Origin of the sequence: Acutalibacter sp. JLR.KK004 (assembly GCF_036941085.1) — a bacterium.
Lineage (GTDB): Bacteria > Bacillota > Clostridia > Oscillospirales > Acutalibacteraceae > Acutalibacter.
In genome coordinates, this window is sequence record NZ_JAYMNQ010000001.1 from 1,754,593 (window position 1) to 1,774,322 (window position 19,730).

At 46.8% G+C, this 19,730-nt stretch carries 27 protein-coding genes, 3 pseudogenes and 1 riboswitch; of the genes and pseudogenes, 13 read left to right on the forward strand and 17 right to left on the reverse strand.

Annotation, left to right across the window (positions count from 1 at the left end; genetic code table 11):
• Positions 1-23: 23 nt before the first annotated feature.
• The 7 genes and pseudogenes from VSQ30_RS09585 to VSQ30_RS09620 all read right to left on the reverse strand — a co-directional run bounded on the left by VSQ30_RS09585 (position 24) and on the right by VSQ30_RS09620 (position 4,701).
• On the reverse strand, positions 24-314 hold the full coding sequence (locus tag VSQ30_RS09585) for an ATP-binding cassette domain-containing protein (RefSeq protein ID WP_334463709.1): 291 nt from the start codon (positions 312-314) through the stop codon (positions 24-26).
• Positions 315-372: 58 nt separating this feature from the next.
• The gene (locus VSQ30_RS09590; protein WP_334463710.1) at positions 373-669 is read right to left on the reverse strand and encodes a hypothetical protein; all 297 of its coding nucleotides are present in this window, start codon (positions 667-669) and stop codon (positions 373-375) included.
• Between the two features lie 74 nt (positions 670-743).
• Positions 744-1,061, reverse strand: coding sequence for a GNAT family N-acetyltransferase (locus VSQ30_RS09595; protein ID WP_334463712.1), 318 nt, complete (start codon positions 1,059-1,061; stop codon positions 744-746).
• A 120-nt stretch (positions 1,062-1,181) separates the two neighbouring features.
• On the reverse strand, positions 1,182-2,267 hold the full coding sequence (locus VSQ30_RS09600) for a hypothetical protein (protein WP_334463714.1): 1,086 nt from the start codon (positions 2,265-2,267) through the stop codon (positions 1,182-1,184).
• 114 nt (positions 2,268-2,381) lie between these two features.
• Positions 2,382-3,218, reverse strand: a pseudogene (locus tag VSQ30_RS09605) (AraC family transcriptional regulator).
• A gap of 501 nt (positions 3,219-3,719) precedes the next feature.
• Positions 3,720-3,818: riboswitch (TPP riboswitch) on the reverse strand.
• A gap of 86 nt (positions 3,819-3,904) precedes the next feature.
• A pseudogene (locus VSQ30_RS20765) lies at positions 3,905-4,586 on the reverse strand (DUF2461 domain-containing protein).
• Complete coding sequence (locus VSQ30_RS09620) at positions 4,516-4,701, reverse strand: helix-turn-helix transcriptional regulator (RefSeq protein WP_502876228.1); 186 nt, start codon at positions 4,699-4,701, stop codon at positions 4,516-4,518. The pseudogene VSQ30_RS20765 and the gene VSQ30_RS09620 overlap by 71 nt, the downstream one beginning before the upstream one ends.
• Positions 4,702-4,894: 193 nt before the next feature.
• Between VSQ30_RS09620 and VSQ30_RS09625 the strand changes: the two genes are divergently transcribed.
• The 3 genes from VSQ30_RS09625 to VSQ30_RS09635 all read left to right on the forward strand — a co-directional run bounded on the left by VSQ30_RS09625 (position 4,895) and on the right by VSQ30_RS09635 (position 6,347).
• The gene (locus tag VSQ30_RS09625; RefSeq protein ID WP_334463717.1) at positions 4,895-5,107 is read left to right on the forward strand and encodes a helix-turn-helix domain-containing protein; all 213 of its coding nucleotides are present in this window, start codon (positions 4,895-4,897) and stop codon (positions 5,105-5,107) included.
• Positions 5,085-5,750 carry a response regulator transcription factor gene (locus tag VSQ30_RS09630; protein WP_334463719.1) on the forward strand — a complete coding sequence of 222 codons (666 nt, stop codon included), beginning with the start codon at positions 5,085-5,087 and terminating at the stop codon, positions 5,748-5,750. Before VSQ30_RS09625 ends, VSQ30_RS09630 begins: the two co-directional genes overlap by 23 nt.
• A 159-nt stretch (positions 5,751-5,909) precedes the next feature.
• The gene (locus tag VSQ30_RS09635; RefSeq protein WP_334464848.1) at positions 5,910-6,347 is read left to right on the forward strand and encodes an ATP-binding cassette domain-containing protein; all 438 of its coding nucleotides are present in this window, start codon (positions 5,910-5,912) and stop codon (positions 6,345-6,347) included.
• Here VSQ30_RS09635 and VSQ30_RS09640 read toward each other — a convergent pair.
• From VSQ30_RS09640 to VSQ30_RS09680, 9 genes and pseudogenes are all read right to left on the reverse strand, one after another.
• Positions 6,331-6,504, reverse strand: a pseudogene (locus VSQ30_RS09640) (AAA family ATPase); the annotation flags it as partial. The gene VSQ30_RS09635 and the pseudogene VSQ30_RS09640 sit on opposite strands and share 17 nt — an antisense overlap.
• Positions 6,505-6,842: 338 nt before the next feature.
• Entirely contained in the window at positions 6,843-7,490 is a 648-nt protein-coding gene (locus VSQ30_RS09645) for a hypothetical protein (protein WP_334463720.1), read from the reverse strand.
• Positions 7,423-8,769, reverse strand: coding sequence for a hypothetical protein (locus VSQ30_RS09650; RefSeq protein WP_334463722.1), 1,347 nt, complete (start codon positions 8,767-8,769; stop codon positions 7,423-7,425). Before VSQ30_RS09650 ends, VSQ30_RS09645 begins: the two co-directional genes overlap by 68 nt.
• Positions 8,769-9,671 carry an ABC transporter ATP-binding protein gene (locus tag VSQ30_RS09655; RefSeq protein ID WP_334463724.1) on the reverse strand — a complete coding sequence of 301 codons (903 nt, stop codon included), beginning with the start codon at positions 9,669-9,671 and terminating at the stop codon, positions 8,769-8,771. Before VSQ30_RS09655 ends, VSQ30_RS09650 begins: the two co-directional genes overlap by 1 nt.
• 213 nt (positions 9,672-9,884) lie before the next feature.
• Entirely contained in the window at positions 9,885-10,370 is a 486-nt protein-coding gene (locus VSQ30_RS09660; RefSeq protein ID WP_334463725.1) for an MGMT family protein, read from the reverse strand.
• A 98-nt stretch (positions 10,371-10,468) separates the two neighbouring features.
• A complete protein-coding gene (locus VSQ30_RS09665) occupies positions 10,469-11,674 on the reverse strand; it encodes a HAMP domain-containing sensor histidine kinase (protein WP_334463726.1) in 1,206 nt (401 codons plus the stop codon).
• Positions 11,662-12,336 (reverse strand): response regulator transcription factor, encoded by a 675-nt coding sequence (locus VSQ30_RS09670; protein WP_334463729.1) that lies wholly within the window; start codon positions 12,334-12,336, stop codon positions 11,662-11,664. Before VSQ30_RS09670 ends, VSQ30_RS09665 begins: the two co-directional genes overlap by 13 nt.
• A 63-nt stretch (positions 12,337-12,399) precedes the next feature.
• A complete protein-coding gene (locus VSQ30_RS09675) occupies positions 12,400-13,173 on the reverse strand; it encodes a M15 family metallopeptidase (RefSeq protein ID WP_334463731.1) in 774 nt (257 codons plus the stop codon).
• A gap of 27 nt (positions 13,174-13,200) precedes the next feature.
• Positions 13,201-14,508, reverse strand: coding sequence for an IS4 family transposase (locus VSQ30_RS09680; RefSeq protein ID WP_334461212.1), 1,308 nt, complete (start codon positions 14,506-14,508; stop codon positions 13,201-13,203).
• Positions 14,509-14,696: 188 nt separating this feature from the next.
• Between VSQ30_RS09680 and VSQ30_RS09685 the strand changes: the two genes are divergently transcribed.
• The 4 genes from VSQ30_RS09685 to VSQ30_RS09700 are packed head-to-tail and all read left to right on the forward strand — an operon-like array spanning position 14,697 to position 16,713.
• The gene (locus VSQ30_RS09685; RefSeq protein ID WP_160265665.1) at positions 14,697-15,545 is read left to right on the forward strand and encodes a hypothetical protein; all 849 of its coding nucleotides are present in this window, start codon (positions 14,697-14,699) and stop codon (positions 15,543-15,545) included.
• A 56-nt stretch (positions 15,546-15,601) separates the two neighbouring features.
• Positions 15,602-15,982: a hypothetical protein gene (locus VSQ30_RS09690; RefSeq protein WP_160578460.1), complete on the forward strand. Its 381-nt coding sequence runs from the start codon at positions 15,602-15,604 to the stop codon at positions 15,980-15,982.
• A gap of 25 nt (positions 15,983-16,007) precedes the next feature.
• The gene (locus VSQ30_RS09695) at positions 16,008-16,295 is read left to right on the forward strand and encodes a helix-turn-helix domain-containing protein (RefSeq protein WP_160578461.1); all 288 of its coding nucleotides are present in this window, start codon (positions 16,008-16,010) and stop codon (positions 16,293-16,295) included.
• Between the two features lie 31 nt (positions 16,296-16,326).
• Positions 16,327-16,713 carry a hypothetical protein gene (locus tag VSQ30_RS09700; protein WP_160265667.1) on the forward strand — a complete coding sequence of 129 codons (387 nt, stop codon included), beginning with the start codon at positions 16,327-16,329 and terminating at the stop codon, positions 16,711-16,713.
• Between the two features lies 1 nt (position 16,714).
• Here the strand turns inward: VSQ30_RS09700 and VSQ30_RS09705 are convergent, their stop codons facing one another.
• Positions 16,715-16,936: a hypothetical protein gene (locus VSQ30_RS09705; RefSeq protein ID WP_160265668.1), complete on the reverse strand. Its 222-nt coding sequence runs from the start codon at positions 16,934-16,936 to the stop codon at positions 16,715-16,717.
• 72 nt (positions 16,937-17,008) lie between these two features.
• Here VSQ30_RS09705 and VSQ30_RS09710 point away from each other — a divergent pair, with 72 nt between their 5' ends.
• From VSQ30_RS09710 to VSQ30_RS09735, 6 genes are read left to right on the forward strand one after another with little or no spacing between them, the layout of a single operon-like run.
• Entirely contained in the window at positions 17,009-17,365 is a 357-nt protein-coding gene (locus tag VSQ30_RS09710; protein ID WP_160265669.1) for a hypothetical protein, read from the forward strand.
• Entirely contained in the window at positions 17,362-17,529 is a 168-nt protein-coding gene (locus VSQ30_RS09715) for a hypothetical protein (protein WP_322199399.1), read from the forward strand. Before VSQ30_RS09710 ends, VSQ30_RS09715 begins: the two co-directional genes overlap by 4 nt.
• The gene (locus VSQ30_RS09720) at positions 17,522-18,751 is read left to right on the forward strand and encodes a DNA cytosine methyltransferase (protein WP_334463741.1); all 1,230 of its coding nucleotides are present in this window, start codon (positions 17,522-17,524) and stop codon (positions 18,749-18,751) included. The genes VSQ30_RS09715 and VSQ30_RS09720 overlap by 8 nt, the downstream gene beginning before the upstream one ends.
• A complete protein-coding gene (locus VSQ30_RS09725) occupies positions 18,748-18,963 on the forward strand; it encodes a hypothetical protein (RefSeq protein ID WP_160265671.1) in 216 nt (71 codons plus the stop codon). The genes VSQ30_RS09720 and VSQ30_RS09725 overlap by 4 nt, the downstream gene beginning before the upstream one ends.
• Positions 18,950-19,429, forward strand: coding sequence for a hypothetical protein (locus tag VSQ30_RS09730; protein ID WP_160265672.1), 480 nt, complete (start codon positions 18,950-18,952; stop codon positions 19,427-19,429). Before VSQ30_RS09725 ends, VSQ30_RS09730 begins: the two co-directional genes overlap by 14 nt.
• Positions 19,426-19,716: a hypothetical protein gene (locus VSQ30_RS09735; RefSeq protein WP_160578463.1), complete on the forward strand. Its 291-nt coding sequence runs from the start codon at positions 19,426-19,428 to the stop codon at positions 19,714-19,716. The genes VSQ30_RS09730 and VSQ30_RS09735 overlap by 4 nt, the downstream gene beginning before the upstream one ends.
• Positions 19,717-19,730 lie beyond the last annotated feature (14 nt).

Consider the following 19,730-nt stretch of genomic DNA (forward strand, 5'->3'; position numbering starts at 1 on the left):
AACACCCTCATCGCGGGCAGCCTCTAGCACAGAAGAGTAAAACACATTTTCATGCTCAATTTGAAACCCAAGCTGCAACAGCAGAGTATATGTTTTCTCTGCTGCTCCAGATCCGTTTTGCCGAAAAGCTCCATTTGGCCGCTATCTGGTAAAGCCAATCCCAATACCATACGCATAAACGTAGTCTTTCCGGCGCCATTTTTTCCGATAAGACCGTATATATCCCCTTGCCTTACCGTCAAACTGACTTCACTGACAGCAATGGTTTTCCCGTAAGTCTTTGACAGCCTTTCTGCTTTCAGTATCTCATTCATATAAACCTCCCATCCTCCCGACTTAATACCCGCTCTTGCAAATCAATTCAGCCTGAACTCATCCAAGCCCGGGATAATCGTTCAGGTCGACGCCTGGCGCCGGCCTGCCGTTTTTGTCTACGACTCCCTCTTCCTTCATTTTCTGTGTTTTTCTCTCGATCTGTTTCTGGTTTACCTCCGAACTGCCCGTTGCGTCCTTGGCTCCTCCCACGTTACCCTGAACTTGATCGCTTGCATCCGCACTTGTCTGCTGGCTGCTTTGAGCGGAAACCTGTTGGTCATTCGCCGCACAAGCCGCTGCGCTTATTATTACGAGCACCAGCGCGGCAGCAAGGACCGTAATCTTTTTGATCATTTAAGATACCTCCTAAATCACAAAGAATGTATGGAGGATACGAATGAGATACTGAAAACAGAAAAATGCTGTGTTCATTCATACAACATAATCATATTATTAAAGCAGGAATGGAATCCCAGCCTTTCGTACAAAGAGACCGCTTCGCTGGAGCCACTAAGGGTTACGGTTTCCACTCCACGATCAAACAGAGCCTCAATCGCTCTTGAACATAGTGTAATGGCTGCCTTTTGGCGGCGGTGTTCTTTTAAAGTGGAAACAAATTCTAATGAAGCTGTACTTCCCGTCTGAATTGTCGCCGCGGTCGATACCGGTACACCATCTATCTCAGCCAGGAAAAGGCGGATATTATCCTGTTCGATCCAGGAACTATAATGTTCCGCATCAATCATTTCCCATCCGTGCAGTGCGGTGTTTACCACTTCTACCCAGGCAGTAAACTCTTCCTTTGTCCGTATTTCTTTACAAAGGATATTCGACTTCTCTAAATGTGAATATGGAGAAAAATCTGACTAGTACAGCATCATTCCGGGTTCCGGATTCTCTGCGTCTTCTGAAAGACTCTTAAAGCCCTTCCCTTTCAATACTTCAACAATGTTATTGGGATCTGCATCCGGAGTAATGAGCCAACGCGCCGGAACGCTCTTTGACCGGATCCCTTCCATGAGTTCGTCCAGTTCCCCCTGCCATCTGCTTTTACTCAATCGGATATGGAAAGCCAAAGACGGGCCAACCTCATTCGTTTTCGGAACGATCCAGTCCACCGGTCCTTCATGAAATTCCACAATACCTGACAAAGCAAAAATGCGATAATAGCGGTAATAATTTTCTATAACCATTTGAGATTCACTAAGCGGAAGATATTTGCTCATAATATCTTCCGGAATTGTAGCCTCATACTCGCAGGTCAGATCACCGTTCAATACAGATCGGACGACCTTGTCCTCAAGCTCTCTCCCTAAAAAAGCTTCTGAAAAGTTCATCACATGGCCCAGGCTGCAATAGCAGAGCGTTGGAGATACTGTTTCGTCGGCCAATATAGACTCCTTAGCAAACGGACAATGACAGGCGTGGTAGCGTTTCCTCCTGCTGCTTTCAGCTCTTATGTACTCGTTTATATTGCAGGGAAATGCCATACAGATGAGCTTGTTGCCTTTTCGGACAGGAGCCAGCATAGCAGGGTTCTGCCGGATAAAATCCAACACCTCGTCCGTAATCTCTTGACCGTAAAAGCCCTTTCCTTCCCGATTCATCCGGATGAAATTCTCAAGTTCCGCCTTCTGATGGATTTCTAAAAAGCGGTCTAAATCACCGATTTTCAAAAACTCTTCTCGTGCCCACGCCGACTGGGAAGGATGCAACCCATGCCGTACCCTGTAGAGAATCTTTTGTACTGCTTCCTGACCGGTCGCCGCCTCAAAACGCCGCATAAAGGCAAACATATTACGACACTGACAACTGCACTCCATCTCAATGTCCGGCAAGCTTAAGTTCTCTGTTAGAGCGTCCCAGAACTTCTCTCCCATCACATTGCAGATCTCTCTCTTAAACGTATTCATTCCAAACTTTTCGTCATAGTCGATTTTCGTGTCGCCCATAGCTAACCTCCAGAGTCTAAGAATAATATACATTTATCGATGCCGATACTTTTACCGAAATCGCTTCCCGTTGTTCCGCAGCATAATCCATCATTCGATTCTCTGCAAAAGTGCTTATAAAATCGGGATCCAGTATTCGTAAACCGCCTCCTGTGGATCAGCTTTGATATATACCTCTATATCCGGTGAATTCGCGTATGTGTATCCAGAAGTAGGGAGCCATTCTGCAATGACTCGCTTTTCTAATTCCTACAGAGAGAGGTTTGTCCCCCGCCCCTCGAAAATAGCCCATTTACACGCCGGGATATGATACTCTTCAAATGAGTCTTCTTTCCTGTCGGAGCGGACCGCAATCAGGTATTTCCAGTCCTCTGTATGATGAACGCTAATACCCAGCAAACCTTGCGGCCTGCTTTCCTGCAAAGCGCTCAGTTTTGTAAGCGTTCCATCAGCAAGAGCCGTATCCCATACGGTAGGGATAACTTCGAAATTCTGGGCAAGCTCCTTATTCAACGGACAGGAAACTCCCAGCACACGAAACGCTGCTTTTTCCTCTACTCTGAATTTCAATGGCAGCCCTCCGTCCATGGATACATGAAACTGAATCGGGGGAAAAGCCTGCAAGGGTATATTCTCTGTCTTGAGAGCAGACGGCACTACACCATGAAAGCTTTTGAATGCCCGGGTAAACGCTGTTGGGGATTCATACCGGTATTTTACAGCAATGTCTATTACCTTCCCGCTATCCTTTTGCAGCTCTACAGCCGCAAGGGACAGCCGGCGCCGCCGTATGTATTCCCGCAGCGTCATATTTGTCATATAGAGGAACATCTGTTGGAAATAGTAGGATGGGCAGCCGGCCACTTGCGCCACCCTTTCATAATCCAATTCCTCTGTGATATGTTCTTCAATATATTCAATCGATTGGTTCAAGCGTTGCATCCATTCCATAGGGTCACCTAACGCTATTCTAATGTTCTATTATAGCTTATCCTTTCATGATTTTCCTCGCATTCAAGCTATACAAATTGATAGCTCAAGCGCGTAAATATTCTTACGCAGGAATCGGCTGATAATCGCTTTCGTTTCAGCCTCCTGCGGCCCTGCAATTATAGCGTAAACCCTCACATCATGTGAAACATTTACCTTACATTATATATTTCTGTCCAGAGCTTGGATCGACTTTTTTTGTCAACTTGTTCTAAACGGAGGACACAGTTCTCACTGATTGAGTATAGCAAAGGCAGCTTACAATCCGATGAATTTTTGCCTACAATTCTGTAAGGAAGGAATCAGAAATAACGATGTCTTCAGAAATTCCAGCTTTCTGGTCCTTTTCAGCTGCCTCTGCACCACGCAATTGAAGCCAGTCTATCGGCCATAAGCACGCTATATACCCAATTAATAAGGAAAACAAAAGGACACCCACATGGAGCATCCTGAAAATACAATCGCTGTATTCATTCAGCTCCCTACGTTGGTATTAGCCAACAGGTTCAAAGGGTCAGGTTCTGCCTTCTCAACTACACAGTAGTCCCCCTGCTTTTGGATATGGAACTTTTTTGTATAAGGATGTGTCAAATCGGCCGTCCGGTCTGGCCTTGCTTTAATATTATATCCCCAGCCGGGTTATTGCTTTATCTTTCCGGCATCTGAAACCCTTCAAGGGCTTTGTTCAGATAGTCATTGAATGGTTTCATAATTCTAAACAGCTTTGCGGCCTCTTCCATAAATTGCTCCGCATCAGCAATAACTTCCTCTGCTACCGAATACTTCAAATACCAGCTTTTAAACTTTAAGTATTCTGACTGGGGATGCTCCCTATCATATCCGGAGGAAATACGCAAAAGCGATGTCCACTGTACCGTAAAGTGTTTCTCAAACTCCGGCGCATGGATGATCTCATCAAATTCTTTACCGAACTCTGAGATATAGTCGCGAACCATTTCGGTTGCGTCCCGAAATGAATTTGCAAACAAGCCACCACAGAGATAGGACTGGTTCCCCGGCTTGATCATCAGATAATATCCCACTGGAACTGGCAACTTCCCTTTTGAGGCAATATGGGCGCGAAATGCCGGATTATATGGAGTCCTGTCCGAACCGGGGATACCAAATCAACGTAAAGACAGTGTCCTTGGATTGAATATGTAAAACGCTGCTGTCAAACTCTCCGATACGCAGAATCAGCGCCTGAACCAGTTCTTCAAATTGTTCCGTTACCGCTTTCGTTTCCGCTTTATGTGTGTTAAACCATCCCCTGTTCGATGCTTGGATACTGTCCCTCGTTTTCGATAGACTGGATATGTCTGGGGGCATAGCCGATGATACCAGAAAGCTGCTCCCTTGTCATCCCTCTGGCTTCACGGGCTTTTTTGATAGCGTGTCCTATCGGGGTAAAATCGAAGTCAAAATGATTGTTCCTTTCGTCCATTAGCTCACCACCTATACTCTGAAAATCTTACCTTTATATTTTACAGAGATGTGGCTTCTAATTAAACGATGTGAAACTTCTTGTAATAGGAGATGAAATATCTTATCACAAGAGATAAAAATTCATATTTACACACTTGATATAGTTCGTTTGAACGGCTATACTATATACAGTACACAATAGGAGGTCAGAAATGTTTGATTATATGACAGCACAGGAAGCCGCAGAAAAATGGAATGTATCACTTCGGTGGGTACAACGGCTCTGCAAGGGAAATCGGATTGAGGGCGTTATAAATATTAACCGCATATGGCTGATACCCCAAAATGCAAAAAAGCCAGCGGATACACGGTTTAAGAGCCAGAAGAAAGGAGCTATTTCACTTGAAAACCATATTGATAATTGATGATGATATACATATCGGAAATGCACTGGAAGAAACACTGACAAATGAGGGATACCAAGTTAGCCGTGCATATTCTGGAACAGAAGCTATCTTTGTTTTGTCGGGGGCAAAGCCAGACCTTATCCTGCTTGACTTGATGTTGCCAGGACTAAGTGGAGAGGAAGTGCTTTCGCATATTAAAGGAATACCGGTTATCATCTTAAGTGCCAAGACGGATATAGATAACAAGGTTGAGCTTTTGTTAGGGGGAGCAGTGGATTATGTGACGAAACCTTTTCACATGAACGAGCTGTTAGCACGTATTTCCGTACATCTTCGCATTAACGATTCCAGTGGGAAGTCCAGAGTTTTATCATTTGACGATATGGAGCTTTACACGGATACGCACGAAGTCCAGATTGGAACAGAAAAAATCAGTCTTACAAGAACGGAATACGCCATTTTGAAATTGCTGATTCAGAATCAGACCCAGATAGTATCAAAATCCATGCTTCTTGACCTTATCAGTGAGGATACGCCAGATTGTACAGAGAGTTCATTAAAGACCCATATCAGTCATTTACGGGCAAAATTATATGAAGTGAACGGCAAAGAATATATAGAAACAGTCTGGGGAATCGGCTTCAGAATGAAAGGAAAGTAAATTCTCAACGAAATCTCAACTTTTGCGTAACTGTTTTCTCAACGGTTTAGCAGTAAAGTAATAGCACCGAAAAAAGGAGGTAGGACTATGGAGTATGTTCTTAAAACAAATGCTTTGCAAAAAAAGTATGGTCATTACAAAGCATTAAACGGGCTTACTATGAGTGTCCCGAAAGGCGAGGTCTATGGGCTTGTCGGAAAAAACGGTGCAGGAAAAACAACACTAATTCGTCTCATTTGCGGATTGCAGAAACCGACAAGCGGCGAATATTCCATTTATGGAATCAGCAGTAAAGAAAAAGAGATAATAAAAGCCCGCCGCAGAATCGGTGCGGTGGTTGAAACTCCGTCTATTTATCTTGATATGACAGCTGAGGACAATCTGAGAGTGCAATATCGTGTCCTTGGATTACCGTCTTTTGAGGGAATAACGGATGTTTTAAAAACGGTTGGTCTTGAAAATGTGGGAAAGAAAAAAGTAAAAGATTTTTCTCTGGGTATGCGGCAGAGGTTAGGCATAGCTGTTCTTTTAGCTGGGCGTATATCTGTTTCGCCGTCATATCCTCATATTCCATTGAGTCAAAACGGCAGCTTATGATACGCTCCGCCGGAACATTTCTCTCAGTCTGAAGCTTTTCTATAATCATTTTGAGTATCGTAGACTTTCCGCAGCGGCGTACCCCTGTGAGTATTTTTACAAAAGGGGTATCCACATAAGCCATTATTTTATCCACATACATAGGTCTGTAAATCATGATGACCACCTCCGTCTGTATAGTAGTATACCGCAAAAACCGCAATAAATCAATTAGTTTTGCGGTTATAAATCGCAAAAATTTTCTAAACCTTATAGAATGACGGGCTATACAGCTTACATTACTTCCACTACAATATGCCCGCACCTCGTTTTGGTCGGGATGTCTTTCTCAGTCGCTTTACGGTCTGCTATATCTTTTTCCACTTCCGCAACAATGGAAACCTTATCCACCTTGCCAAGTTCAAAGCGTTCAAGAGAGCATCGGGTAACGGTTAGACCTACATATTAAAACGGACACCAACACACAGCGAACACTGTGTATTGATGTCCTGTTTATTAAGCCATCCGCTTACGGAGCCTTTGATAGAATAACGCTGCTGCCATCATCAGAATTCCCGCAACGAACAGCCACAGCTTTGCTGTGTAGCTGCCTGTGGCCATAGAAAACAGGTAAAAGCTTCCCAGCTTTGGCCCCATACCGATATTAAGCGCATAGTACAGCAGCGGCGGCATATATCCGATGACTGTGTTTCCTGTAACCGCTGAGGTCAGCATACCCATGGAACCTAAGAACAGGGCGTCTGCTATGGTTCCAAGCGCCAACACCGGAGTGACATCGCAGCTTTGCAGCTTCATAGATACGGTAAATACGCAGATCAGCAAGGCGGCCATCCCCGCGGAATACACCGTTCGTATCAGGTGAACCTTTGCTGTGCTGAAATACTTGGAAGATACAAGGTCATCAATTTCCTCGTTCTGCTCCGGCTGAAACACCGGTGTCAGAAGCACCACGCCAATTAGAGAGACAAACATCTCCAGCGGCATGGCAGCGGAATTGTGATCCAGATTGGCTGTGCCGATAAATAGCGGAGTGACAAGGCATAAGAGGACAGCCACCACAATGGACAAAAGTGCGTTATGCCTGAGATTGATTTTTGCGATCTCTAATACCGGAAACCGCTTTTTTGAAGAATGCATTTCCACCGAATTTCCCCTTTCTTTTTGCTTCATAGATTAAAATTGTGAGTAGGATGAGCACCAGGGCGATTCCCGCCATCAGCAGCCTGTTCTGCACAAGGTTCCCAAAATGCTCCAGATAATCTTGGGTGCGGAACCATGAATATGCACCTGCGTTGTGGCGGGGCGCCAGGCGAAACAGGGCATATGCCGAAGGAACGGTTTTGATTCCCAGATTCACATCGAACATCCACCAAAGCCCCTGTACTGCAACGGCAATGGGTGTGCCGGTTAATTCCGTCAAGAACATACCGATAGCTGTGGAAATCATCACGCTTGGCAGCAGCCAGCCGAAATCGTACTTGAGAGGAGCCAGGTAATCCAGCTGCATCCCGTGATAACTGCTCCAGACCATCATGTTTGACAGATAAGACAAGATAATCGCGGGAACCATTGCTGCTATCACAAGCGCCAGATACCGAATAAAGGTAAGCTTGGCAGCGGAGGTTTTCTTTGTATAGATCAGCGCCTCCATTTTGGCACGCTGGTCCTTCATACTCAGAATGACCGCCAGAAACACCGGCAGGATTGACAGCACCATAACCCCTGCATAGTCGGAGAATAGACGGGCATAGCCGCCGATCACTTTATCGGAACTGACCGCAAGGTCGTACCGCTCTTTCGCCTCTTCATAGGTCAGCGGAACCGTTCCGTACCCGATGAGGGAATCCACCGCATAGTTGGAACCGCCGCCCAGAAGATCGTCTGCCTTCCCCATCAGCTCCTTGAACCGGGCATAGTCCATGTCATCACGGACTGCGAATGTCATTTTTTCAGGACTGTTCTGCTGTTTCTCCTCCGAGCCGATGGTAAAGTTGCCGTTGCCGTCCTGCTGCATCCCCTCCCCGCCGATTTGAAAGGTGTAATTGTCGGAACCGCTAGCCGTCATCCCGGCTACTTCCTGCAGAATTGTTTCCTTGTCAGCTCCCGTAATTTCAGAGAGTATCTCAGCCATTTTTTCTCGCTTACCTTCACTGAGTTTTACATGCTTAATGAATCCAATGGGATAGGTGGTATAGTCATTGCCTCCAAACTCCGCCAACAGAGCTTGGAGTGCAGCTGGCATGATGATTTCGGGGATTTCCTCGTATTTAAATCCGTAGCTGCCGCCCGGCTGTGGTTCCTCAAGGAGATTGTCTTGAAAGCGGAATACCCCCTGAGAAAACAGGCCAACCACAACAGCGGCAACAAAAATCAAGTAGGGAATGGATTTTACAATCTTTTTGATTTCCTGCAACAACAGCATTACCACTCACCTCCTATTTCATCTAAGATCTCATCAACGCCGCTGGTGTGGAGATACAGCATATATGCATCCTCAATATTCGGCTCACACGCCTTGGCACCCTGCATCAAGGTGTCTGCAATAAAGCGGATGTGAACCTTGTTTCCCTGGGTGTGCATACTGGTGATGGAGAGCTGCCTTTTCAGCTCTGGAAGCTCCCGCTTAGAAGCGGTCATGGTAAACACTCTGCCTTCTGCTTCCTGCAAAAGCTGATCGACTGTCCCATTATAGATAACCCTGCCCTCGTTGATGATGGCGATATCCTCGCAGGTGGCCTCAATGTCCCCTACAATGTGGGTAGATAGGATCACTATCTTATCTTCGGCAATTTCAGACAGCAGATTTCTGAATCTGACACGCTCCTCCGGATCCATCCCGGCAGTGGGCTCGTCAACAATCAGCACCTTGGGATTGTTAAGAAGCGCCTGGGCAATTCCAAGACGGCGCTTCATACCGCCGGAAAGAGCCTTCACCTTTTTGTCCCGGTGCTCTGTCAGATTTACTTTTTTGAGAAGTGCGTCAATCCGTTCTTTTCTCTCAGCACCGCTGAGTCCTGATAGGATAGCCAAGTATTCCATGGCTTCCCCCACCTTCATGGATGGGTACATGGAAAACTCCTGTGGCAGATAACCGATAATCCTGCGGATCTCTTTGGCGTTTTCTATGGGAACGCCGCACACGGTAATCTCTCCGTCTTTCTTTTGCAGCAGTGTTGCCAGCGTCTTCATCAGGGTGGTCTTGCCTGCGCCGTTACGCCCCAGCAGACCAAACATGCCCTGTTGGATGGAAAGATTCACATCAAAAAGCGCCTGCTTCTTTCCGTAAAATTTATTTAAGTTTTTGATTTCTATAGAATTATTCATCTGAAAAGGCTCCTTTCTTCAGATGGGTTTTCCATCTGACGGGTATAGGATAAAAGGAGATTTTCAACTTTTTGTCTACTCGTCAAAAAATTTTGTGGAATAAATTGCCGCATTATATGCAAAAAGGCAGCCCCAGGAGGACTGCCTATTAAAATAAATATGAATTTATTTGAACGAGATAACTATACCGGTACAAACGGAATATCTATAGAATTATGTTCTATTTAATTCAAAAAGAACATCAGAATAATCCTTCACAAAGTACCGGATATTGGTTCTGCCTTTTTTGATGATTGTATGCCCCTCTGCCTCCAGCTTCTCTTTTTGCGCCTCAATGCCGCCGGGATACTTGGGATTTAACTCCCCATTGGCCTTTAAGGTTCTCCAATAAGGCGTTTCATTCTCAGAACGCTGATAGCTCGCCCAAGCTGCAATCGACGCAAAAATTCCTGCCGTTATCGGCTCTGTAAAATCTGCTTCATTGAGCTTCGCAAAGTATTCACGAATCTCTCCCAAGGTAATCACTTTTCCATATGGGATTCTTCTCATTACCTTATCGTAATCAATTGGCGGTGCAAAGTACATTTTGTCCCCGCCGTATTTTTCAATGCTCTTCTGATCCGTGATCGTCTGAATCTTTGGCATATCCTTGTTGTCATGCAGCATCGCATTGAAGTCTTTTTTATCTTCATTAGCCATATCTGACACCTCCTGCCTATATTTTAATCAGTTCTACCAGTCCATGCAATGAGACTGTTTTAATTTTTTCAGAACTACTTGGTCTTGGTTTGGATATATCACTGCCTGAACGCCGCAGTGACAACCGCCCCGTTCCGGTTGTTCAGCCGGATATACCCACCATGCTTCTCGCAAAGGATCTTACAGATATTCAGCCCCATACCGAAATGCTCGTTATCTGTTTCCCGCACTGTTTTGTAAAACGGCTTCGTGGCATTTTCTAAGTCCTTTTCGGCGAATCCAGCTCCATCATCGGAAACATTCAGATACAGATATCCATCCTGCAACTCTGCCGACATCATAATCTTTTTCTTTGCAAATCGTACTGCATTGGCAAGGAGGTTTTCATATACCCGCATTACAATAGCGGCGTCTATATTCAAATCAGAATCCCTATTACCTATAACTTCATAGGAAAACCCTTTCCCATTGCGTACAGCCTCCCCCGTTTCCTCTAATTGCCTACAAAGCGCATCCATTGTTAGCGGCTGCCGGACGATTTCAATATCCTCCAGCCGCTGCAGTTCTCCCATCGTCTGCACATACTCTTCCAGCCTTACGATATGCCGGTGCATCATCTCTGAGGTATCGCTCACTTTTTCCGCAGTCATTTTGGGCGCATATTGCCTCAAAAGCTCACTCTGTCCCTTGAGAACTGTCAGCGGTGTCCGTAAATCATGAGAGAACGCCGCATTCAGCCTTTTGCATTCCTCCATCTGCCGCCACATCTCTTCATTGCTTTCCTGCAGTGCCCGTCGCATCTTCTCAAAGGAAGCGCACAGCTTTCCCATTTCGTCCTCTTTCTCATAAGCAATTTTAAAATCCAGATTGTTATCGGCAATCTGGCCGGCGGCATGATCCAGTATGGCGAGAGGTTTCTGCATATGCCGTTTGTAGAATAAAATGCTGGTAGCGGCAATACAGAAAATGAAGCAAATGGGATATACTCCGATACTCAAAAACCCAAGAATGTTATGTATGATCCGGTCTGCCGGTGTAAAATGGTCAAATAAATTCAGCGGTATCTGATAGGATATGCTTCCTTTCTGCTCTTTTTCGTCAGTGTTATCAAATCCAATCACCATTTCAGGGTCGGATACGCCAAATTGAATCTGATATTTCCTATAATACTTGGACTGCCCCCACTGACAAAGGCCTGATAGAGCCAAGGATAGCAGCAAAGCAGTAACAATACAGACGAGCATAGACGTTGTAAAAGCCGTCTTTATCGACTTTCTTTTGAAAAACTCTGTTATTTTGCCCATTTGTATCCCACTCCCCAAACCGTTTCTACATACGGTTTTATGCCTGCGGCCGCAAGCTTTGCACGAATTCTGCGGACATGTTCGGCCACTACGGAAGATTCCCCTTCGCTGTCATAGCCCCAGACAAGCTCATAGATCCGCTCTTTGCTGAAAATCTGCCCCGGATGGCCGGACAGAAGCTCAATAATATCAAACTCCTTCTTTGCAAAGGGAATTTCCTCTCCGTCATAGAACAATCGTCTTTCTGTATAATCAATTGCCAGCTTATCGGCAAGCTGCACTTTGGGAGTCTCCCCTCTGCAGCGTTCCCGTCTGATGTGTGCGGCAACCCTTGCACCAAGCTCGTCCAATGAAAAGGGCTTCACAATGTAATCGTCCCCGCCCATACCGAAGCCTTTGACCTTATCGCTGTCCTCCACCCTGGCGGTCAGAAACAGAATCGGGCAGCTGACAAAATCCCGTATCCGGGAGCAAATCTCCAGCCCGTCCACATCAGGCATATTGATATCCAACAAAATGAGATCCGGCTGTTTTCCCGCCTTTTCAATCGCTTCCATTCCATTTGTCGCCGTCACTACGTCATAATTGTTGTACATAAAGTAGTCCGCAAGAGTGGAAACGATATCCGCCTCATCATCTACAATTAAAATAGTATCTCTCATATTCTGCCCACCTCCCATTTCTGGCTTTCAGATTACGCCGCAATTTTCAACATTTTATCTACTCTAAGCGTTTAGGTATTCCTCAAGGCAGATCCCCGCCTCATAGATTTCTTTGGCTGCTTCCTTACCCACATAGCGGTAATGCCAAGGCTCATAACTGATTCCCGTTATATCGCTCTTATCTGTTGGATAGCGGAGGATGAAACCGTATTTCCAGCTGTTTTTCATCAGCCACTTCTGCACCTCTGTATTTTCCTGGCGTTCATCCAGTACCTGATTTGCCACGTCAACAATATCCAAAGCAAGACCCAGCTGGTGTTCACTTGTCCCCGGTACCGCCACAAGCTCGCCGGCCGCTGCTTCCGCACTTTCCTGAGAATAACCTTGGGCCAGATACTCATCCACTTTGTTCTTATAAAGCTCCTTTTGCTTATCCATTGTACGGTATGAGGAACAAATCAGCGGATTCAGTCCTGCTGCCCGACACTCATCCATCATATCCTGCAAATCGGGATAGGCTCTCTCATCAATAGCATGTCCGTTTTTAAGCTGTGTTAAAGATGGATTATAACTCTCCGGCAGAAGGTTCCATTTATTCGCCAAAGTCAGGTTCCATTGTGTTTTATCGATATTTGAATATGTACTGTCTCCACCCTTATTTTTTAAATATGCACCGCTGGTTTCCGGGTTAGTCACTAATGTAGTACCGCTATCTTTTGCCCACAACAAGTCATCACCTTTATGGAGCAGATTTTTTCCTGCCACGGTAGCAGTCACTACAGCACAGGTGATGAGCAGTCCGAAAAACATTACAGCAGGCAAGTTCAGCAATGCCATTAAGTTAAGCGCCCCCAAAGAGCCCCGCTATCGTGCCGGAAGATAAAACCAAGAAATCCGATTACCCGAGGAAACAGGTCTCTGGAAAGCCCGTCCCCGCCTTACCGGAAAGCGTTTTCTGTAAAGCAACCCTTCCAGTTCTCGAAAAGGTTTCCGTAAGAAAGCACAGCAGGCAAAGACAGCGTCGGAAAAATTGAGGCGCTGTTTTTGTTTTGTGTTGTGGCAGGAAAGCTTCACGTTCCAGGCTGCTGCCTGTGCAAAGTTAAAAATCAGGAAAGCAGCAAAAACCTCCTGTAAAATAAGTTCTGGAATTTTGGAGTGGAGATGAATGAGCGCCACTGAATATTTCAGGCTGCGGAAAGATGTTTCGATGCCCCAGCGTTTGGCGTAAAGAGCTTTCAAAGTTTCGGGCGGAAATTGATTTTTATTCAGATTTGTCAGGAAGGTTTCCGTTTTTCCATTGCAGAAATTTACGCGTACGATACGGAAAGAAAGCCGGTAAAAGCCAACGCTTTCTACAGGCAGGAAATCGAAAACACGCTGACTTGTAAGCTTATAATAATCTGCCGGAACAGGGATATTTCTTGTTTCCAGTTTTCGTTTTGTGAGGCGCCCCAAAGTGAGGCTTGCGGGTATATCAAATTCGGGAAAACAAGGAAGTTTTACACCAAAAACCGAATCCCTTTCCTTCAGGCGGATGACATATTTCCATCCCCGGTTTTCCAGATGCGCCAAGTTGTTCAGGGACGCATAGTTCCGGTCAGCTAAAAGGATAACCGGCTCTGAAATCCGCGAACGGTCTGTCATTTCACACAGAGCTTTGCCTTCATTTTTCTCGTGTTCCTTTTGGACAATTAAGTCTGTATAAATGCCGTTTTCCAAGTCAAAAAGAGCGTTTATCAGGTGCTTGTTCCAACCGTGCTGGCGGTCTGTTCCGGGCAGATAAGAAAGCAAATCTGCAGGGTATGCTGATGATTTCAAGGACGTTCCATCCACTGCCAGCAGCCGATATCCCCGGTACTTCTTTTCGGGGGTAAGTGAATTTGAAAAGCTGTGAAATAAGTCCTCCAAGGCTTTAGGCAAAAGCTTTTTCCGCTGCTGCACAAAGGCGGAGGCAGAAGGTGTTTTTTCTTGAAAACGGAAAGCTTTCATGAGATTTTTGCCCACGCTTTCACAGCTCATGGTGAGCAAGAAGAAAATGATATTTTCAAAATCCAGCGCCCTGCGGCGGGTGAAATCCCGTCCCGGCCGGCTGGCGTAAATTTGGGGATTCTTTCCCATTTTCCTTACCTGAGACAGCAGCTTTTTTCGTAAGTTTTTTGCGGTTTGTTTCATTTTATAAGCCCCTTGAAGTTTTTATTTTTCAAGGGGCTTCGCCGCATATTTTTCTCATTTTGTCAAGGGCTTTTTGCCGGTTTCTTTATCTTTGGCAAGCATTACAATTAGGTTACACAAGGTCAAACGACCCGTGTAGCCTAATTTTTTTGTATATCCGGGCCGGGAAATCAAAGGAGGACACCAAAATGAAACACGTTACATTTCAAGAGTACGAAGCCGCGAAAGCCGAAATTCTGTTAGGCGTACAGTATAAAGAAGATTCCACGCTGGAAGGCAATGTCATTCGCAAGACCTATGCCACAAAGGAAAACGGCGTGTTCTATGAAGTGAACGACGGTGGGCGCATTGAGTTTTGGAGCGACAAACACCCGGAAAGCCGGATTTACGATGAAAACGAGCGGGCCGCATCCCCTGTCGCTGAAACCGCCGCGGCGGAAGCTACCACCCCGGAACGGGTCCCCGGTTACGGTGAACTATTGCAAGAAAAGATCAGGACGGAAACAAAGGATTTTAACGCCCTGAATGAGTTTGAAAAGTTCATTCTAAACCGCGGGTATCTGTACGACACGGAAGAGGAATTGAAAGCCGGATATGATCGAGCATGGAAAGCAAGTCACGGAATCATGGTGACGGCGGAAGAGTTCGCGGCGGAGATCAAAAGCCGGGTCAAGTGGGACAAGGAACTTAACGTGTCGCCCCTGTATGAAGTTCTTTCCCAGCTTGTTAAAGAAAAGAAACTGAAACCCGGCGACGTTTTCCAATACGCGGTTTATACATGGTGCTTGCGGAACCCGAAAGCTGTCATTGCTTACAATGAGGGGAACAAGTGGCTGGTGAATAACTGCGGCACGGAAATTTCGGAAGAGCGGGCGCGTGTCGAAGTTTGCGAAGAATGGGGCTTTGAAGCAAGCCGCGTGAAGATCATCGGAACCCCGTACTACGACGCGACCGATTGGCAGTTTATCCGCTTTGATTGCGCCCACATGACGTGGCTTTGGAAAGACGGAAACTTGTATCAGGTGTACGCGGATTAAAAGAAGAAACCGGGCGCGGCAAATGACCGCCGCGCCCGCCTGAAAGGGGCGGAAGAATGAAACTTGACGGGGATTTTGTGCGCGAGGTCAGAAAAAAAGCAAATGGCGACGGAAGCCGTGAAGCGCGATTCGCTTTCATAAAAGAGGTTAAGGAAGCAAGAAAGAAGCTTTCTACCCCGGAAGTGCGGCGCACGTTCGGGGAGTGTATCAAAGAATACGGGAGGGTTCCCGTCGCAATTTGTGTTGGCGCAACGATTATTGAACGCCGCGACAGACTGAAAACACGCACAGTTCGATGGGCAACATCGGTTTTAGAGTTATGGACAAACAAGCCATATTCGGGAATTGCCTTTGCACACATAAATGACAATTTGCACCCCACAAGAATTGAAGAATACGCGGGGGAGTTTATGCGGCTGACAACGGAAGAACCATAAACACAAGAAACGGGGGTGAAGAATCTTGCGGAAATACAGATATTTGACATTCGCAGACCGAAAGCAGATTTCCGCATGGTATCAGTCAAACGACCGTGCGGCGGACATAGCGGTTCGGCTGGGTATGAGCGTAAAAACGATATACCTTGAATTGAAGCGCGGGGAAGAAACGGACGAAAGCGGGGCCGTTATCCTTGACCGCAACCAGCGGCCCGCATACAACCCCGTTCTTGCCCAGCAGAGGTTACAAGCGAACTTCAAGCGGCGCGGGCGCGTCGCGGCGGAGGAAGCGGCAGAAACGGCGGGGGCATAAGCCCGCGAAAATCAAACAGGAGGTTTTGACAGTGACAGAGTTTGAACGAATCACAGAAAGCACAGAAACGCTGGCGGCGTTCCTTGCGTCCTTGCCCTGCATTGAGGGGCCGTGGAACGAAGCTTTTCACGAACGGTTCTGCAATTACTGTCCGGCGAAAGATTGCGACAACTGCCAGTATGAGGAATACCGCAACAATCCCCTTTGGTGGCTGAAATTGAGGGACGAACCCAGCGAGGGGACGAAACAGGCGGCGAAAAAGCTTGCAGACCTTGTAAAGCGATATTCCGCGCTGGAAGCCGCAGAACTGCTGGATATATCCTTGAACGCGGCAAAAATTCTGAACGAAGAAAAAGACATTGATTGGGCAATGGCTATCAGCGCGGCGCAGTCAATAGGAATCTATGACCGGGGATAGTTCACGGGAGAACACGAACGGCACTAATAACCGAATCAAGCCGGAAAACTTCAAGTTTTTGCTGGCGTTCTAACTGTTCTATTCTCCATCTTATAGAATCCTGATCTTCACCATACGGCGACAAGGCTTTATAGATATTCCCAAAGCCGACAGCGGGGCCTATATCTTCATATATAGTGGGCTGAATATGACTTATCAGGTTAAGAAATTGAGCGTCGTTCATAGGTGCGAACCCTCCATTCTGTATTTTATTGTATTTTACCACAGAACGGAGAAAAAAGAAAGGCGGTGAACCGTGGAAAAGGGAACTTATGTGATCGAACTTGAGCCGACAGGGCCTAAAGTGGCATTAACCGCAGAGGAACAGGAGTGTATGCGGCCTATGTTCCGTTATTCCGTTTCCGATTCAGCGGAGTTGACAGAAAGGGAAATTTCAGAAATGGAAGCCACAGAAACGGAAAAGGCCGTTTCCCGATTCCTTGCAAAGAACAATCCGGAAAAGCGGATAATTGAAATCGGGACGTTCGGGAAAAATGCAATCTTGCTTCATGGTGCGGCAGAGGTTGAAACATTTATAGCCCTGATTCGACAACAGAGCCGAGAAGCATTTTCAAAAGCGAACCCACAAAAGGAAAGGACGGTGAAAGCATGAAGCGTCAATTCTGCTTGCCTTGCTTCCTTGAACTGCAAAAGGCCGGAAAGCACAACATAAAGCGCGTGGGCGGCAGGAATCAGAAAATCACGTGCTGGCGGTGCAAACGCCGCCGCTATGGGACTGACTATGAGATTTCCCGAAAGGGGGGCAAAAATGATTAAGTTTTTAATCGGCGGTTCCCCTTGCACTCATTGGAGTATAGCGCAATGCAAGGCGAGGGAAACAGAGCCGGACGGAATCGGCTGGGAGTTGTTCAAGAATTATCTTATAGCAAAAGAAAAGTTCCGGCCTGACTTTTTCCTTTATGAAAACAACAAGAGCGCGGCGCAATCAATCAAAGACCGAATTTCGGAAGAGTTAGAAACGCCCTTGCAGTACATAAATTCCGCCCTTGTGTCGGCGCAGAACCGTTGGCGGTTTTATGCCCATAACATACCGAGAGTTGAACAGCCGGAAGATCGTCACATTATGCTGGCGGATATTCTGGAAAGCGGGATATGCGACCGCGAAAAAGCAACTTGCCTTTTGGGGACATACGACCATGCAGGAGCAAGAAACTATTTGAAGAAAAATCACGGGCAAATGATATTTGAGCCTGTAACAGAACAAAGGGCTTTCCCCGTGGGAACTACAACAGACGGGAAAGCGTATTGCCTTACGGCGAACTATGCAAAAGGAAGCAATATCAAACAAACGGTAGGAAGCCGGAAAAGAACACTTGTCGCTGAAAGTGTGAGTACCCCGGCGGCGTTTGCGGGGCGTGTTGTAGGGCGGCGTATAAACGAAGCAGGACACAGGGACGACTACAACCCGGATATTCCGCACATACAACGCTTTGAAGTAAACATCGACCCGCAAAAGACAAACACAATTTCAACAGTTGGAAAAGATAACATGATAGCAATTCAAACAAACAACACGATGAAAGAACGCAAGATTTACGAAGTGAGAAATGGGAAAATCCTTTTCAACGGCGTTAGGTATGAAATTGCATTGCCGGACGGGTTTTACACCATTCGTCCGCTGACCGTTACGGAGTGTTGCCGATTACAGACCTTGCCGGACAATTACTGCTGGATGGCGAAAAAGTCACACGCATACCGAGGGCTGGGGAACGGGTGGACGGCGGAAGTTATTATACACATTCTTTCCCATGCGCTGGCCGGAATACCGAAAAATGAAGAAATTGTGGTTCTTTCCATGTATGACGGGATAGGAACCGGGCGTTATTGCTTTGAGAAGCTGGGGTACAAAAACATTCGGTATTTTGCGTATGAAATCGAAAAATCCGCAATGGAAATCGCGTCAACAAATTTCCCCGATATAGTGCAATGCGGCGACGCATTCAGCGTTCGGGAAAGCGGATGGGGGTTGCCATTATGACACGTGACGAACTGAAAGCGGCGTTCGATGAACAATGCCCGGTCATTCACGGGGGCATTACATATCAGCGCATTTCCGCCCTGATTAGCCGCAGGGAACCCGGAAAGCGGCGGGCGTTCCTGCAAGCTGAACTAATGGACAGAACCGGGCGTTCGGTTACGATTGCCGACCCTGACAGAATCGAAAGGAGCGGGAGCAATGCCGAAATATGAGTTTGTCGCCGTCGATTTCGACGGGACACTTTGCGCCGACACATTCCCGGAAGTGGGAGAGCCGAAAGCCCTTGTCATTGACTATGTGAAGCGGCTGGCGGCGGAGGGGTCAAAGATCATTCTTTACACCAGCAGGGAGAACGGAACGCGCCCTTTGCTTAACGAAGCGGTGGCGTTCTGCAAGGCACAGGGAATCCCCCTGTATGCGGTCAATGAGAATCCGGGAAACCCGCACGCCGCGAAAAACGGTTTGAAGCATTCCGACGGGCGGAAAGTGTTTGCCGATCTTTACATCGACGACAAGGCCGTGAACCCGCTTGCAATCGAAGCTTTCGGCGCGGCGGAAATTATCGCCCCGGAAGTACAGAGGGTTTCGGCGGTTTTGGGTCAAGTTGTGGAAACGCTGACCCCACCTTTATGGAGAATTGCGGCATATATGCGGGCGGTCATGAGGGGGACACCATGAAGCCAATCAAGATTGAACGCCGGAAACCTGTACGGCCCCGCAGGAAGCGGCAGGGGGTCCCGTGGTATGAACGGGCGGAAGTCTGGACCGTTGCGAAATATGCGGTCCTGACCCTTGCGGGAATTATGCTTTTTCAAGCGGGACAAGCCCGCGCCCTGATCGACCGCGGCTATGCCGCAATAGGCGGAGAAGTGTTCACCCTGTTTCTGCCAGCCTATTATTTCATCATTTCAAAGCTTGCCCGCGACGTTATCGCGGACAAGCAGGGCAATTCAAAAAATAATTAGGAGGTCAAAGGACC